At 60.9% G+C, this 14649-nt stretch carries 13 protein-coding genes; 1 reads left to right on the top strand and 12 read right to left on the bottom strand.

The genetic code is table 11. The features are described from left to right. The 3 genes from trpC to J3P82_RS02870 are packed head-to-tail and all read right to left on the bottom strand — an operon-like array spanning position 1 to position 2486. Positions 1 to 837 (bottom strand): indole-3-glycerol phosphate synthase TrpC, encoded by an 837-nt coding sequence (gene trpC / locus J3P82_RS02880; protein ID WP_434560614.1) that lies wholly within the window; start codon positions 835 to 837, stop codon positions 1 to 3. After that, entirely contained in the window at positions 834 to 1883 is a 1050-nt protein-coding gene (gene trpD / locus J3P82_RS02875; RefSeq protein ID WP_434560612.1) for an anthranilate phosphoribosyltransferase, read from the bottom strand. Before trpD ends, trpC begins: the two co-directional genes overlap by 4 nt. Positions 1884 to 1892: 9 nt before the next feature. After that, positions 1893 to 2486: an aminodeoxychorismate/anthranilate synthase component II gene (locus J3P82_RS02870; protein WP_434560610.1), complete on the bottom strand. Its 594-nt coding sequence runs from the start codon at positions 2484 to 2486 to the stop codon at positions 1893 to 1895. A 409-nt stretch (positions 2487 to 2895) separates the two neighbouring features. Here J3P82_RS02870 and estP point away from each other — a divergent pair, with 409 nt between their 5' ends. Further along, on the top strand, positions 2896 to 4803 hold the full coding sequence (gene estP, locus J3P82_RS02865; RefSeq protein ID WP_434560608.1) for an esterase EstP: 1908 nt from the start codon (positions 2896 to 2898) through the stop codon (positions 4801 to 4803). Positions 4804 to 4886: 83 nt separating this feature from the next. Here estP and trpE read toward each other — a convergent pair whose 3' ends face one another. The 9 genes from trpE to J3P82_RS02820 form a co-directional block, all read right to left on the bottom strand. Beyond that, positions 4887 to 6368, bottom strand: a complete 1482-nt coding sequence (trpE, locus tag J3P82_RS02860; protein WP_434560606.1) for an anthranilate synthase component I — start codon at positions 6366 to 6368, stop codon at positions 4887 to 4889. Between the two features lie 70 nt (positions 6369 to 6438). Further along, positions 6439 to 7257: a phosphoglycolate phosphatase gene (locus J3P82_RS02855; RefSeq protein WP_434560604.1), complete on the bottom strand. Its 819-nt coding sequence runs from the start codon at positions 7255 to 7257 to the stop codon at positions 6439 to 6441. Then, complete coding sequence (rpe, locus tag J3P82_RS02850; RefSeq protein WP_434560602.1) at positions 7254 to 7928, bottom strand: ribulose-phosphate 3-epimerase; 675 nt, start codon at positions 7926 to 7928, stop codon at positions 7254 to 7256. The genes J3P82_RS02855 and rpe overlap by 4 nt, the downstream gene beginning before the upstream one ends. Before the next feature lie 78 nt (positions 7929 to 8006). Beyond that, the gene (locus J3P82_RS02845; RefSeq protein WP_434560600.1) at positions 8007 to 9155 is read right to left on the bottom strand and encodes an iron-containing alcohol dehydrogenase; all 1149 of its coding nucleotides are present in this window, start codon (positions 9153 to 9155) and stop codon (positions 8007 to 8009) included. 126 nt (positions 9156 to 9281) lie between these two features. Next, entirely contained in the window at positions 9282 to 10106 is an 825-nt protein-coding gene (locus J3P82_RS02840; protein ID WP_434560598.1) for an ABC transporter permease, read from the bottom strand. Positions 10107 to 10118: 12 nt separating this feature from the next. Beyond that, a complete protein-coding gene (locus tag J3P82_RS02835) occupies positions 10119 to 11366 on the bottom strand; it encodes an ABC transporter permease (protein WP_434560596.1) in 1248 nt (415 codons plus the stop codon). 121 nt (positions 11367 to 11487) lie between these two features. Then, positions 11488 to 12531, bottom strand: a complete 1044-nt coding sequence (locus J3P82_RS02830; protein WP_003206153.1) for an ABC transporter substrate-binding protein — start codon at positions 12529 to 12531, stop codon at positions 11488 to 11490. Between the two features lie 49 nt (positions 12532 to 12580). Continuing rightward, complete coding sequence (locus J3P82_RS02825) at positions 12581 to 13705, bottom strand: ABC transporter ATP-binding protein (protein ID WP_186614335.1); 1125 nt, start codon at positions 13703 to 13705, stop codon at positions 12581 to 12583. Between the two features lie 257 nt (positions 13706 to 13962). Further along, positions 13963 to 14592, bottom strand: a complete 630-nt coding sequence (locus tag J3P82_RS02820) for a response regulator (RefSeq protein ID WP_434560594.1) — start codon at positions 14590 to 14592, stop codon at positions 13963 to 13965. Between the last annotated feature and the right edge of the window lie 57 nt (positions 14593 to 14649).

The raw sequence follows: 14649 nt of genomic DNA, 5'->3' as shown, positions 1-14649 counted from the left end.
TCAGTCCAACGTCGAACCGCTCACCGGAACGCCGCGCTCGGGGAAAAACAGACGCTGCAACTCCACACCGGGGTTTTCAGCCCGCATGAACGCTTCACCTACCAAGAAGGCGTATACGTCGCTGACTTCCATCAGCTCGACATCGGCCCGGTTGAGAATGCCGCTCTCGGTGATGACCAGCCGATCCCGCGGAATCCGTGGCAACAAATCCAGAGTCGTTTCCAGGCTGACTTCAAACGTGTGCAGGTTACGGTTGTTCACGCCGACCAGCTTGGTATCCAGGACTTTCAGCGCCCGCTCCAATTCGTCTCCGTCGTGGACCTCCACCAACACATCCAGGCCAACATCCTTGGCGACTGCCGCCAACTCGGCCATTTTCACATCGTCCAGGGCGGAAACGATCAGCAGCACACAGTCGGCACCCAGGGCTCGGGCCTCGACGATCTGGTAGGGGTCGATCATGAAATCCTTGCGGATCACCGGCAGTTTGCACGCTGCCCGCGCCTGCTTGAGGTAGTCGTCGGCGCCTTGGAAGAAATCGACGTCTGTCAGCACCGAAAGGCAGGTCGCACCGCCCTTCTCGTAGCTCTTGGCGATGTCGGCCGGGACGAAGTGCTCCCGAATCACACCTTTGCTGGGAGAGGCCTTCTTGATTTCGGCAATGACTGCTGGCTGCTTTCTCTTCGCCTGGTCAATCAACGCCTGGGCAAAGCCACGAGGTGCATCGGCTGAACGTGCGACATTTTCCAATTCGGGCAGGCTGACCCGCGCACGGCGCTCGGCCACTTCTTCGGCCTTTCGAGCCAGAATGTTTTCCAGAACCGTTGGCACGCTCATCCTTCATTCTCCACTTTGAATACGGCGGTAAACGCGCCCAATTCTTCCAGTTTTTCTCTGGCCAGGCCGGTGTGTAGGGCGTCGTGAGCGAGCTCCACGCCTTGCTTGAGGCTGCTGGCATGATCGGCGGCGTATAACGCGGCACCCGCGTTGAGCACGATCATTTGCGCAGCCTTCTGGCCATTTTCGGTTTTACGACGCCCCAGGGCATCGCGGATCAATTCCAGCGACTGGGCCGGCCCGTCTACCGCGAGCCCGTGCAGGCTCTCGCTCTTCATGCCCAGGTCTTCAGGTTCGACCCAATATTCAGTGATCTGATCATTTTTCAGCTCCGCCACGAAGGTGGGAGCTGCGAGGCTGAATTCATCCAACCCGTCCTTGGAATGAACCACCAGCACATGCTTGCTGCCCAGGCGCTGCAGGACCTCGGCCAACGGCCGGCACAATGCCTGGCTGAACACACCGACCACTTGATGCTTCACACCGGCCGGATTCGTAAGCGGGCCGAGCATGTTGAACAGCGTGCGCAGGCCCAGCTCACGACGGGGGGCCGCGGCATGCTTCATCGCGCTGTGGTGGGTCTGGGCAAACATGAAGCCGATGCCTACGTTGTCGATACAGCGCGCCACCTGGACCGGTGTCAGGTTCAGGTAGACACCGGCGGCCTCCAACAGATCGGCACTGCCGCTCTTGCCCGAAACCGCACGGTTGCCATGCTTGGCGACGGTACAGCCAGCCGCCGCGACGACAAACGCCGAGGCTGTGGAAACGTTGAAGATGTTGGCGCCATCGCCGCCGGTCCCAACGACATCCACCACACCATCCAGGGTCTTGAGTTCGACCTTGTCCGCCAACTCTCGCATGGTCGTGACCGCACCGACGATTTCGTCGATGCTCTCGCTCTTCATGCGCATGGCCATCATGAACGCGCCAATCTGCGCATCCGTGCACTGGCCCGTCATGATTTCACGCATCACGTCGCGCATTTCTTCGGTGCTCAGGTCGAGCTGGCCGACGATACGGTTCAGGGCTGCCTTGATATCCATGAAAAGTCCTTAGCGCGTGCCGCCGGTTTGTTTGAGGAAGTTGGCGAACAGCTCGTGGCCCTGTTCAGTGAGGATAGACTCGGGGTGAAATTGCACACCCTCGATATTTAACGTCTTGTGTCGCAGCCCCATGATCTCATCCACCGAGCCGTCTTCGAGCTGGGTCCAGGCCGTCAGCTCCAGGCAGTCGGGCAAAGTATCGCGCTTGACGATCAGCGAGTGGTAGCGGGTGACGGTGAGCGGGTGATTCAGGCCTTCGAACACGCCCTTGTCTTCGTGGAACACCGGGCTGGTCTTGCCATGCATGACCTGTCGGGCGCGCACGACCTCGCCACCAAACGCCTGGCCAATCGATTGATGGCCCAGGCAGACGCCGAGAATCGGCAGCTTACCGGAAAAATACTTGATCGCTTCGATGGAAATGCCCGCTTCGGTCGGCGTGCAAGGGCCGGGAGAGACCACGATACGCTCAGGCTTCAGGGCCTCGATTTCGGCGATGGTCAGCTCGTCGTTGCGCACCACCTTGACCTGAGCGCCCAGCTCGCCGAGGTATTGCACAACGTTGTAAGTAAAGGAGTCGTAGTTATCGATCATCAGCAACATGGCGTAAACAACCTATTGAATACACTGACTTGGAATACAGCCTTCGAAGATGACCCGCACGGTACTGCGCTGGGCAGGAGAGCGATGCGCCTGCGAAGCGGTTGTCAAACGGGTAAAGAAGGCAAATCGGTACAGGTCCGGCCAAGCCGGCATGGAACGTTCAGGCGCGCCAACGCCAACGGGCGTGAGCCTTGATCAATTGATTCAGAAGTTTGCTGACAATCGACACGGGAAAGGTCTCGTTCATACGTTCCGGCACAGTAACTTAGCTGGGCGGAGCACGCAATAAGACGGACCCGAAGGGCTTGTAAAACGATCGCGATGTTTCCTGACGGGTGGCAAACCGCCGGAAGCTTTTGGTACTGTCGTTTCGTTTCACCATAAAAACAAGATTGAAAAGGACCTTCTCATGATCAAACAGACGCTGTTTGCACCGATTGCCGGCTGCCTGCTGGCGATGGCCTGCGCCCAGGCGAGTGCCGCCCCCAACCCTTATTCGAAGTTCATCGTGTTTGGCGACAGCCTCAACGACGCCGGCCAATTCGCCGACCCCAACGGTCCGCCCGGCGCGACTGAGCGCTATACCAACCGAACCGGTCCGTTCTACACGAACGGCAGCGGCGAGGCCTATTCCGCCAACTCCACCCAACTGCTCGGCGGACGCCTGGGTTACTCCAGCGACGAGACCGCCGCTTCCACGTCGGCGGTGCGTGCCGACCAAGGGTTGGCAGACGGCAATAACTGGGCGGTGGGGGGTTATCGTACCGATCAGATTCTCGAATCGATTACCGGCACTTCCGACACTGGCGAGCGAAGCCGTCCCGGCTATTTGCAGTCCAATGGCCTGCGCGCCGATCCAGATGCGCTGTATTACATCTCCGGGGGCGGCAACGATTTCCTTCAAGGCCTGGTACTGACTCCCGCGCAAGCGAACGCCGCCGCCGACCGCCTGGCCGACAGCGTCCAGGTGCTGCAAAGCGCCGGTGCCCGCTATGTAATGGTATGGCTGTTACCCGATCTTGGGCTGACACCAGCCCTCAACGGCACCCCGCTGCAGGGTGCTTTCTCGCAACTCGGCAACCAGTTCAACCAGCAACTCGTCACACGTTTGCAAGGCATCGACGCAGAAGTCATCCCGCTGAACGTCCCGCTATTGTTGAAGGAAAGCTTTGCCGATCCGGCGCGATTCGGCCTCGCCACTGGCGAAAATCTTACCGCCACATGCTTCAGCGGCAACGGCTGCACGGAAAATCCTACCTACGGTATCAATAGCGCCACGCCAGATCCGACCAAGCTGATCTATAACGACGCGGTCCATCCCACCGAGGCCGGGCAGAAGCTGATTGCCGACTACGCCTACTCCCTGCTATCGGCGCCGTGGGAACTGACATTGCTGCCGGAAATGGCCCACTCGACCCTGCGCGCCCATCAGGATGAGTTGCGCAGCCAGTGGCAATCGGACTGGGAGAATTGGCAGGCGGTCGGTCAGTGGCGAGCTATCGTCGCAGGCGGAGGCCAGCACCTGGACATGGACAGCCAGAGCGGCAGCGCCAGGGCCGACGGCAGCGGCTACAGTCTCAATATCGGCGGCAGCTATCGCCTCAACGAGGCCTGGCGCGTGGGTGTCGCCGCCGGTTTCTACCGGCAGGACATGGAGGCAGGCAGCAACGATTCGGACTACAAACTCAACAGCTACCTGGCCACCGGTTTCGCTCAGTTCCAGCAGAATCGCTGGTGGGCCGACGCCGCGCTGACCGGCGGCAAGCTCGACTACGACAACTTGAAACGCAAATTCGACCTTGGCGTCAACGAAGCTCAGGAGAAAGGTGACACCGACGGTCATCTATGGGCATTGAGCACTCGCATCGGCTATGACATCGCCCAGCCGGGCAGCGAATGGCACCTGTCACCGTTTGTCAGCGCCGATTATGCGAAAGTCGAGGTCGACGGCTATTCAGAACAGGGCAGCCGCTCCACGGCCTTGACATTCAATGATCAGACTCGCGACTCGAAACGCCTGGGTATCGGCTTGCAGGGCAAATACAACTTCACTCGCCGGACCCAGATATTCGGGGAATATGCCCACGAGCGCGAGTATGAAGACGACACGCAAAAAGTGAACATTGCCCTCAACAGCTTGCCGGCCAATGACTTCACCCTTGTCGGGTACACGCCACAGAGCCATCTGAATCGGCTGAACCTGGGGCTCAGCCACAAATTGACCAACGACTTGGCATTGCGGGGCGGTTATACGCTGCGCAAGGATGATGACCAGACCCAGCAAGGGGTGAGCCTGGGAGTCAGCCTGGATTTCTGACCGAGGGAAACGTGCAGGACCAAACTGCCTGAGCGACTGTGGCGAGGGACTTGCTCCCTCGCCACAGTTGTTTGTTGCGGGATTCAGTCGCCGGGAGTCTGCTCGGCCAACGCCACGGCGCGGAACATAGCCCGGCGCTTGTTCAGGGTTTCCTCCCATTCCAGCGCCGGCACCGAGTCGGCGACGATGCCGCCGCCGGCCTGCACGTGCAGTTCACCGTTCTTGATCACGGCGGTGCGGATGGCAATGGCCGTGTCCATGTTGCCGTTCCAGGCAAAGTAGCCGACGGCTCCGCCGTAGACACCACGCTTGACCGGCTCCAGCTCGTCGATGATTTCCATCGCGCGGATTTTCGGCGCACCGGACAAGGTGCCCGCCGGCAGGATCGCCCGCAGCGCGTCCATCGCGGTCAACCCGGCCTTCAGCTGGCCGGTGACGTTGGAGACGATGTGCATCACGTTGGAGTAGCGCTCGATGACCATTTTCTCGGTGAGCTTCACCGATCCCACCTCGGAAACCCGTCCGGTGTCGTTGCGCCCCAGGTCGATCAGCATCAGGTGCTCGGCGATTTCCTTGTCGTCCGAGAGCAGGTCTTCTTCCAATGCCCGGTCGGCTTCTTCCGTGGCGCCACGAGGACGCGTGCCGGCAATCGGCCGCACGGTGATCAGGTTGTCTTCGACCCGCACCAGCACCTCGGGTGAACTGCCCACGACATGGAAGTCGCCGAAGTTGAAGAAGTACATGTAGGGCGTCGGGTTGAAACAGCGCAGCGCGCGATAGAGATCGATCGGCGCGGCCTTGAAGTCGATGGACATCCGTTGCGACGGCACAACCTGCATGCAGTCGCCGGCGAGGATGTATTCCTTGATGGAATCGACGGCCCGTTCGTAATCGTCCTGGGTGAAACTGGAACGGAATACCGGGTCGGCTGCCGACTGCTTGCTGAAGTCCAGGCCGGGACGCGGCGTGATCGGCTGACGGAGTTTTTCCAGGAGTGCCTGCAGGCCTTTCTGACCTTGCTCGTAGGCATCTTCCTGGGACGGATCGACCAGGACGATAGCGTGCATCTTGCCAGCCAGATTATCGAAGACCACGACCGCATCGGAGACCATCAGCAGAATGTCCGGCACACCCAGCGGATCGGGATTCGGACAGGTGCCCAGGCGCTTTTCCACGTAGCGCACGCAGTCGTAGCCGAAATACCCCACCAGGCCACCGTTGAAGCGCGGCAGGCCGGGGATGGTCGGCACGTTGTAGCGGGCCTTGAAGGTTTCAACGAAGGCCAGCGGATCTTCGACCTCGAGGCTTTCGATTTCGACGCCGTCGTGGGTCACGCTGACGCGATGGTCATGGACCCGCAGTACCGTACGACACGGCAAACCGATGATGGAATAACGGCCCCACTTTTCCCCGCCCTGCACCGATTCGAGCAGGTAGGAGTTGGGCTGGTCGGCCAGCTTGAGGTAGATCGACAGCGGCGTGTCGAAGTCGGCCAGGGTTTCGCAGGCGAGCGGGATGCGGTTGTAGCCGGCAGCGGCTAGACGCAGGAATTCTTCGCGGATCATGGGGTGCCTCGTGGCAAGAGGAGCTGACAGTCAGGTATGCAAACGCGCCGGAAAACCGGCCAGGATCACGTCAGGCGCGCCAACGCCAGCGGGCCAGGGCCTTGATGACTTTCATCCAGAGTTTGCGAGTGACCACCACGATGGCGTTTCCAGAAGAGGATTGAACAGCGTCGGGCAACGTTATCTCAGCCGCCGGGTCCAGGCAACCGGGAATTAACAGTCGTAAATCATCGATCACCAATGCCGGAAACTCTTCGGCAATCGGCCGGCCATGGTTATAGCCGTAGCTCAGCGCCACGCACTTGACCCCCGCCGCTTTCGCCGCCAGTACGTCACTGCGCGAGTCGCCGACAAACAACGATTGGGACGCCGGGATATTGGCCATTTTCATCACGAAGAACAGCGCGGCCGGATCGGGCTTTTTTTGCGGCAAGGTGTCTCCGCCGATGATCCAGCGGAAATAACGTCCAATTTTCATCTGGTCCAACAGCGGCGCAACGAAACGCTCCGGCTTGTTGGTGATCAGCGCCATCTCCACGCCTTGCTTGTGGAGCCACTTGAGGGTGGAGCGCACGCCGGGGTAAACCACCGTCAACTCGTGATGGCCTTCATAGGCTTCGTTGAACAGCTCCAGCGCCCGCTCGGCCTGCGCATCATCGACGCCCTGGGCATCAATGTGATTGGCCAGGGCCCGGCGCACCAGCATCGGCGCGCCATTGCCGACCCACTGGCGCACCGCGTCGATGCCGGCGGTTGGGCGTCCGAGCTTGAGCAGCATGGCGTCCACGGCAGCCGCAAGGTCCGGGACCGAGTCGACCAACGTGCCGTCGAGGTCGAACATCACCAGACGTGGCAGGCTGCCGGGAAACAGCTGCTCGAAGCCGCTCATGAACGCGCCAGGGCCAGTTCGGCGCGCATTTTTTCGATCACCTCTTGGTAGTCCGGTGCGTTGAAGATCGCCGAACCAGCGACAAAGGTATCGGCGCCGGCCGCGGCGATTTCACGGATATTGTTCACGTTCACGCCGCCGTCGATTTCCAGGCGGATATCACGGCCCGAGGCATCGATCAGCGCCCGCGCCTCGCGCAGCTTGTCGAGCGTGCCGGGGATGAACTTCTGCCCGCCGAAGCCGGGGTTGACGCTCATCAGCAGGACCATGTCGACCTTATCCATCACGTACTTGAGCACGTCCAGGGGCGTTGCCGGGTTGAACACCAGGCCCGCCTTGCAACCGCCTTCACGGATCAGCTGCAAGGAGCGGTCGACGTGCAGGGTGGCTTCGGGGTGGAAGGTGATGTAGGTGGCGCCCGCCTCGATGAAGTCGCCGACGATGCGATCCACCGGGCTGACCATCAGGTGCGCGTCGATCGGCGCAGTGACGCCGTACTTGCGCAGCGCCGCGCAAACCATTGGGCCAATGGTCAGGTTGGGTACGTAGTGGTTGTCCATGACATCGAAGTGCACGATGTCGGCGCCGGCGGCCAGAACGTTGTCCACTTCCTCACCCAGGCGGGCGAAGTCGGCGGAGAGAATCGACGGAGCAATAGCGAAGGGCTGCATGACGCACCTGTTTTGAGCGAAATCACGATGGCGCGCATTGTATACCTCAAGATTTGGCGCGCCCACCGTGACACACGCTCAATACGCCGCGCGGTAGATCTTCTCGATATCGCCCACGCTCAGTTGGCGTGGGTTGTTGCGCATCAACCGCTCGATGCCCGCCGCTTCCGCCGCCATGGAGGGAATCACCTCCTCGGTCACGCCGAAACCGCTCAGGCCTCGGGGTATCTCGACAGCGGCGCACAGTGCAGTCATGGCTTCCACGGCTTCGTCGGCGGCTTCGAGGTCACTCAGGTGCGCAGTCTTGATGCCCATGGCTTCGGCGATGTCGCGCATGCGTTCGACGCAGGCCATTTTGTTCCACGCCATGACATAAGGCAGCAGCAGCGCGTTGGCGACGCCGTGGGAGACATGAAAGCGTCCACCCAGCGGATAGGCCAGCGCGTGCACGGCACCGACCCCTGCATTACCGAACGCCATGCCGGCCATCAGACTGGCGGTGGCCATGTCTTCACGGGCTTGCAGGTGAGAAGGATTGGCGTAGGCCTTGGGCAACGCGCGGGTGATCAGTTTGATCGCGCCGATGGCCAGGGCATCGGTGATCGGCGAGGCATTCAACGACAGATAGGACTCGATGGCGTGCACCAGCGCGTCGACACCACTGGCGGCTGTCACGCTGCGCGGGCACGTGAGGGTCATCTGCGGGCTGACCAGCGCCACGTCCGGCAGCAGGAAATCGCTGACGATGCCCTTTTTCAGCTGTGCGGCCTTGTCGGAGAGGATCGCCACGTTGGTGACTTCCGAACCGGTGCCGGCCGTGGTAGGGATGGCAATCAATGGCGGGCCCTTGCGCGGCACCTGGTCGACGCCGAACAGGTCTTGCAGCTCGCCGTGATAACCGGCGTAGGCGGCCACGCTCTTGGCGATGTCGATGGCACTGCCGCCGCCCAGGCCGATCAGGCAATCATGGGCGCCGTCGCGGTAGGCCTGCATGCAGTCTTCGACGATGGCGATTTCCGGGTCTGGCATGACCCGGTCGAAAATTTCATAGGCGCGCCCGCCCAAATGCTGCAGGGCCAACTCCACGGTGCCGGACTTGACCAGAGCGGCGTCCGTGACAATCAACGGATTATCGACATCCAGCCGTGTCAGTTCCGCCGCCAGTTGCTCGATGGCAGCGGCCCCGGTGATCAGTTTGTGGGCGATCTTGAATGAGGAAAGACTCATGTGCGCGGCCTCTTGTTCGAGTATGGGCTGGCACAAGGATAGCTCGGTCTGGCGGGTTGTCTGCTATTCAGCTCGTGAATGCGCTGACTCACGCCCAGGAGCAAGCTCACTCCTGGGCGTGTGACGTTACACCTGGCTCGTGCGCAGCTTCTCGCTACGCCCACGCAACCACTCCAGCGTCAGCAACAGGACCACCGAAAATGCAATCAGCAGCGTCGCCGCCGCGGCAATGGTGGGGCTGAGGTTCTCGCGAATGCCGCTGAACATCTGCCGTGGCAACGTGGCCTGCTCGGGGCCGGCCAAGAACAGGGTCACGACCACTTCGTCGAACGACGTGGCGAAGGCGAACAGCGCTCCGGAGATCACGCCCGGAGCGATCAACGGCAAGGTCACCCGACGGAACGCGGTCAACGGCGACGCCCCCAGGCTGGCAGCTGCCCGGACCAGGTTGTGGTTGAATCCCTGCAAGGTCGCCGAGACGGTGATGATGACGAAGGGAACGCCCAGCACCGCATGCACCACGATCAGCGAGAAGAAGCTGTTGCCCATCCCCAGCGGTGCAAAAAACAGATAGCTGGCCACGCCGATGATGACCACCGGTACCACCATGGGCGAAATCACCAGGGCCATGACCAGCGCCTTGCCTGGGAAATCGCCACGGGTCAGGCCGATGGCCGCCAGCGTGCCGAAGATCATCGCCAGCACGGTCGCCGCCGGGGCGACGATGATGCTGTTCTTCAATGCGCGCATCCATTCAGCCGAGGCAAAGAAGTCGTGGTACCACTGCAACGAAAAGCCCTGGAGCGGGTAGACCAGGAAACTGCCGGAGTTGAACGACAACGGAATGATCACCAGCACCGGCAGGATCAGGAACAGCAGGATCAGCCCGCAGAGTATGCGCAAGCTGTAGAACCACACCCGTTCGACGGGGGACATGTAAGGACTCAGCATTTCGATCTCCCCTTAGCTCAGGCGCAGGCGACTGGCGCCCACCAGCCAGCTGTAAATCAGATAAAGCACGATGGTTGCCAGCAATAGCAGCCCGCCGAGCGCCGTGGCCATGCCCCAGTTGATGCTGGTGTTGGTATAGAACGCGACGAAGTAGCTGACCATCTGATCGTTCGGGCTACCCAGCAATGCCGGCGTGATGTAGTAGCCGATCGCAAGGATGAAGACCAGCAGACACCCGGCGCCGACGCCGGCATACGTCTGCGGGAAATAGACTCGCCAGAAGCTCGCGAACGGGTGGCAGCCCAGGGAAATCGCCGCGCGCATATAGGTGGGCGAGATGCCCTTCATCACGCTGTAGATCGGCAAGATCATGAACGGCAACAGAATGTGCACCATGGAGATGTAGACCCCGACGCGATTGAACACCAGCTCCAGGGGTTTATCGATGATGCCCATGGCCATCAGGCCGCTGTTGATCAAGCCGCCTGATTGCAGCAACACGATCCACGCGGCAACGCGCACCAGGATCGAGGTCCAGAATGGCAACAGCACCAGGATCATCAGCAGGTTGCTCTGGCGCGACGGCAGATTCGCCAACAGGTACGCCAATGGATAGGCCAGGACCAGGCAGATCGCGGTGATCACCAGGCCCATCCAGAAGGTGCGGGTGAAAATGTCCAGGTAGATCGCCTGGTCAGGAGTGGCCGGGGCCAGTTCGCCGAGGTCGTCGATGCGGTGGTCGACAGCCGCCAGCAGGTAATACGGGGTCACCTCGCTGGTGTTGCGGCGGATCACTTGCCAATACGCCGGATCGCCCCAGCGCTCGTCGAGGCCTTCCAGCGCCTCTTTATATGAGGCAGGCTCGGTGGCGAATGGCAGCGCCCGGGCTGTCTTGGTCAGCAGGCTGCGATAGCCGGCCAGTTCCATGTTCAGTCGCTTGGACAAATCGCCCAAGGTTTGATTCTTGCGGGCTTCGGCCAGGTCTTCACTGGCAGCCTTGTACACCGGTTCGCCCGGCAATCCGCGTCCGTCCCATGCAGAAACGGCAGCCACGGTGCGCGGCATGGCGCCGACCACTTCCGGGTTGCTGACGCTTTTGAACAGCAGAGCGACGATCGGCACCAGGAACACCAGCAACAGGAATAGAACCAGCGGCGCGATCAAGGCCTGGGCCTTCCAGCGGTTGACCCGCTCGGCACGCTTGAGCCGCTGTTTCAGGGTGGGGCTGGTGCCTTCGTTCAGTGGAACGGCGATGGCCATGGCGAACTCCGCAAATCTTTTTTATCGTTACAGGGGCGGCGAGCCGCCTCTGTTCTTTTAAAACGCTGGCCTTTGAGCCGATCGTTCCCACGCTCCGCGTGGGAACGATCTCTGTCAGCGGTTACTTCGCTGCCCAGGAATTGAAGCGCTGCTCCAGTTGCTCGCCGTTGTCAGCCCAGAAGCTGACGTCGATCTGCACCTGGTTGGCGATGTTTTCCGGGGTGGTCGGCATGTCTTTCAAGACATCCTTGGCCAGCAGTGGAACTGCCTGGGTGTTGGCCGGGCCGTAGGCGATGTTTTCCGAGTAGGTCTTCTGCTGCTGCGGCGCCACCGAGAAGGCGATGAATTTTTTCGCCGCTTCGGCGCGCGTCTTGTCCAGGCCACGCGGGATGGCCCAGGCGTCGAAGTCGTAGATGCCGCCGTTCCACACCACTTTCAGATTGCTTTCTTTTTGTACCGCAGCGATACGGCCGTTGTAGGCCGAGCTCATGACCACGTCACCGGAAGCGAGGTATTGCGGCGGCTGGGCGCCCGCTTCCCACCACTGAATGTTCGGCTTGAGTTCGTCGAGTTTCTTGAAAGCGCGATCCTGGCCATCCTTGCCGGCCAGCACTTTGTAGACATCTTTCGGCGCCACGCCGTCGGCCATCAGGGCGAATTCGAGGGTGTATTTGGCGCCCTTGCGCAGGCCGCGCTTGCCTGGGAATTGCTTGGTGTCCCAGAAATCCGCCCAACTGGTTGGCGCGGTTTTCAGTTTGTCGGCGTTATAGGCCAACACAGTCGACCACACGAAGAAACCGACGCCGCAAGGCTGGATCGCACCTTTGACGTAGTCTTCGGCCTTGCCGAACAGGGCTGGATCGAGTTGCTCGAACATGTCTTCGTCGCAACCACGGGACAACTCCGGCGATTCGACTTCAACCAAGTCCCAGGAGACGCTCTTGGTATCGACCATGGCCTTGACCTTGGCCATTTCGCCGTTGTACTCGCCCGCCACGATCTTGCCATTACCGGCCGCTTCCCACGGTGCGTAGAAGGCTTTGACCTGAGCCGCCTTGTTCGCCCCGCCGAAAGACACCACGGTCAGGTCCGGGCCCGCCGCCATCGCGCTTGCCGCACCCATCATGCCCAGTGTCAGGGCTGTGAACTTCAGGGATCTCAACATTTATTGTTCTCTCCACGTGCAGGGTTGGTGTTGGTACAGCAGGGGGCGATCAATTCGCCTCTAGAAGGGGATCGAGCGCGCGGACGTGCTCGACCTGCCAGCCAAGCGGAACCACGTCCCCGACGGCGAGCCCGGGATCGAGCTCGGCAATCGGTTGTTTCACGAAGAAGTCCTGCTTGCCGCAGACCTCCAGTCGAACCCGGACGTGGTCGCCCAGATAGATGAATTCCGCCACCCTCCCTGAGAAACGGTTGACGCATTGTTCGCTTGCGCTGTTGAGGCTGATCCGTTCCGGACGGATCGACAGGGTGACCGGCTCGCCGGGCTTGCCGACATTGACCGCCAAGGCCTCGACCTTCTCGCCCCGCCCCAGCTCCACCAGGCAACGATCGCCGGTTTGACTGTGCAGGCGCCCGTTGAGGCGGTTGTTTTCACCGATGAAATTGGCGACGAAGGTGTTCTTCGGCTCTTCATACAAGGTGCGTGGCGGAGCGATCTGCTGGATTTCGCCCTGGTGGAACACCGCCACGCGGTCGGACATGGTCAAGGCTTCGCCCTGGTCGTGGGTCACGTAGACCACGGTCACGCCAAGGCGCTGGTGCAAGTGCTTGATCTCCATTTGCATGTGTTCGCGCAACTGTTTATCCAACGCGCCGAGGGGTTCGTCCATCAGCACCAGCTGCGGTTCGAACACCAACGCCCGGGCCAGGGCCACCCGCTGTTGCTGGCCGCCGGACAACTGCGCGGGATAACGCTGGGCGAAGGTGTCCAGTTGGACCATGCTCAGGACGCGCTTTACGCGATCACCCACGTCGCTCTTGTTCAGGCCGCGCACGGTCAGCGGGAACGCCAGGTTTTCGGAGACCGTCATGTGCGGGAACAAAGCGTAGTTCTGGAACACCATGCCGATGTCGCGCTTGTGCGGCGGCACGTTGTTGATGGAGCGCCCTGCCAACAGGATTTCCCCGGCGGTCGGGGTCTCGAACCCGGCGAGCATCATCAGGCTGGTGGTCTTGCCGGAGCCGGATGGCCCGAGCAAGGTCAGGAATTCACCTTTGCGAATATCCAGGTTGAGGTCTTTGACGATCAGGTTCTCGCCATCGTAGCTCTTCTGCACACCACGAAAGCTGACCAGCACATCACTGGCCCCCGCGCTTGAATCAACCTGGCTCATACCCGCACCTTTTGTATTGATGACTGCTTGTGAGTCAAGCCTAGTGGAGCCGGGCCTCCACGCAAATCGGGCCGTAGGAGAGAATCGCCTCAGCCGGATGGAAGCGTAGGGGTAGGGATTGCCCTACACGGATGGCGGGATTGGATAAATGCAGTGGCGAGTTTCAAGCGGCAAGCCGCAAGCAGGGGCAAAAGCGCTGTTGGGGCGTGTCGTAAATGGATATGCCGGCACACCTTCCTCTGGGACCTGCGTCGGCGTTAAAGCAGCTTGTGCTCCATCGCGTATTTCACCAACTCGGCCAATGAAGTGATGTTGAGCTTTTGCATCAGCCGCGCCTTATGGGTACTGATGGTCTTGCTGCTGAGGGCCAGTTGCTGGGCAATTTCGTTGACGTTGGCGCCTTGGGCCAAGCGTTCGAAGACCGAGAATTCGCGCTCCGACAACAGCGAGTGCAACGGCCGCGAGTCAGTCAGGCCCACTTCGAAGACCATACGGTCGGCCAGGTCCGGATCGATATATCGACCGCCGGCCGCGACCTTGCGAATCGCCATCAGCAACAAAGCCGGATCGCTGTCCTTGGTCGCGTAGCCCGCGGCGCCGACCTTAAGCGCGCGTGCGGCCATTTGCGCCTCGTCATGCATCGACAACACCAGGATCGCGGGCGGATTATTCAATGCACGAATCCGAGGAATCGCCTCCAGGCCGTTGACGCCGGGCATCGAAATATCCAGCAGCACCACTTCGCAGGGCACGTGTCGCAGGGTCTCAAGCAATTGCTCGCCATTGCTGGCCTCCCCGACGACAACCAGATCCTTGGCCAGGCCGATCAGCTGCTTGATGCCCTCACGGACGATGGTGTGGTCTTCGGCTACCAGTACACGGATCACAGTGTTCTCCAGATTCAGGATTTCGTCGCGAACGGGTTCGCAATGGCTACTTTACGC

It is taken from the genome of Pseudomonas sp. Z4-20 (genome assembly GCF_051131955.1).
GTDB classification, from domain to species: Bacteria; Pseudomonadota; Gammaproteobacteria; order Pseudomonadales; family Pseudomonadaceae; genus Aquipseudomonas; species Aquipseudomonas marvdashtae.
The sequence above is the reverse complement of the archived record's forward strand: the minus strand, read 5'-3'. Positions and strand labels throughout refer to the sequence as shown.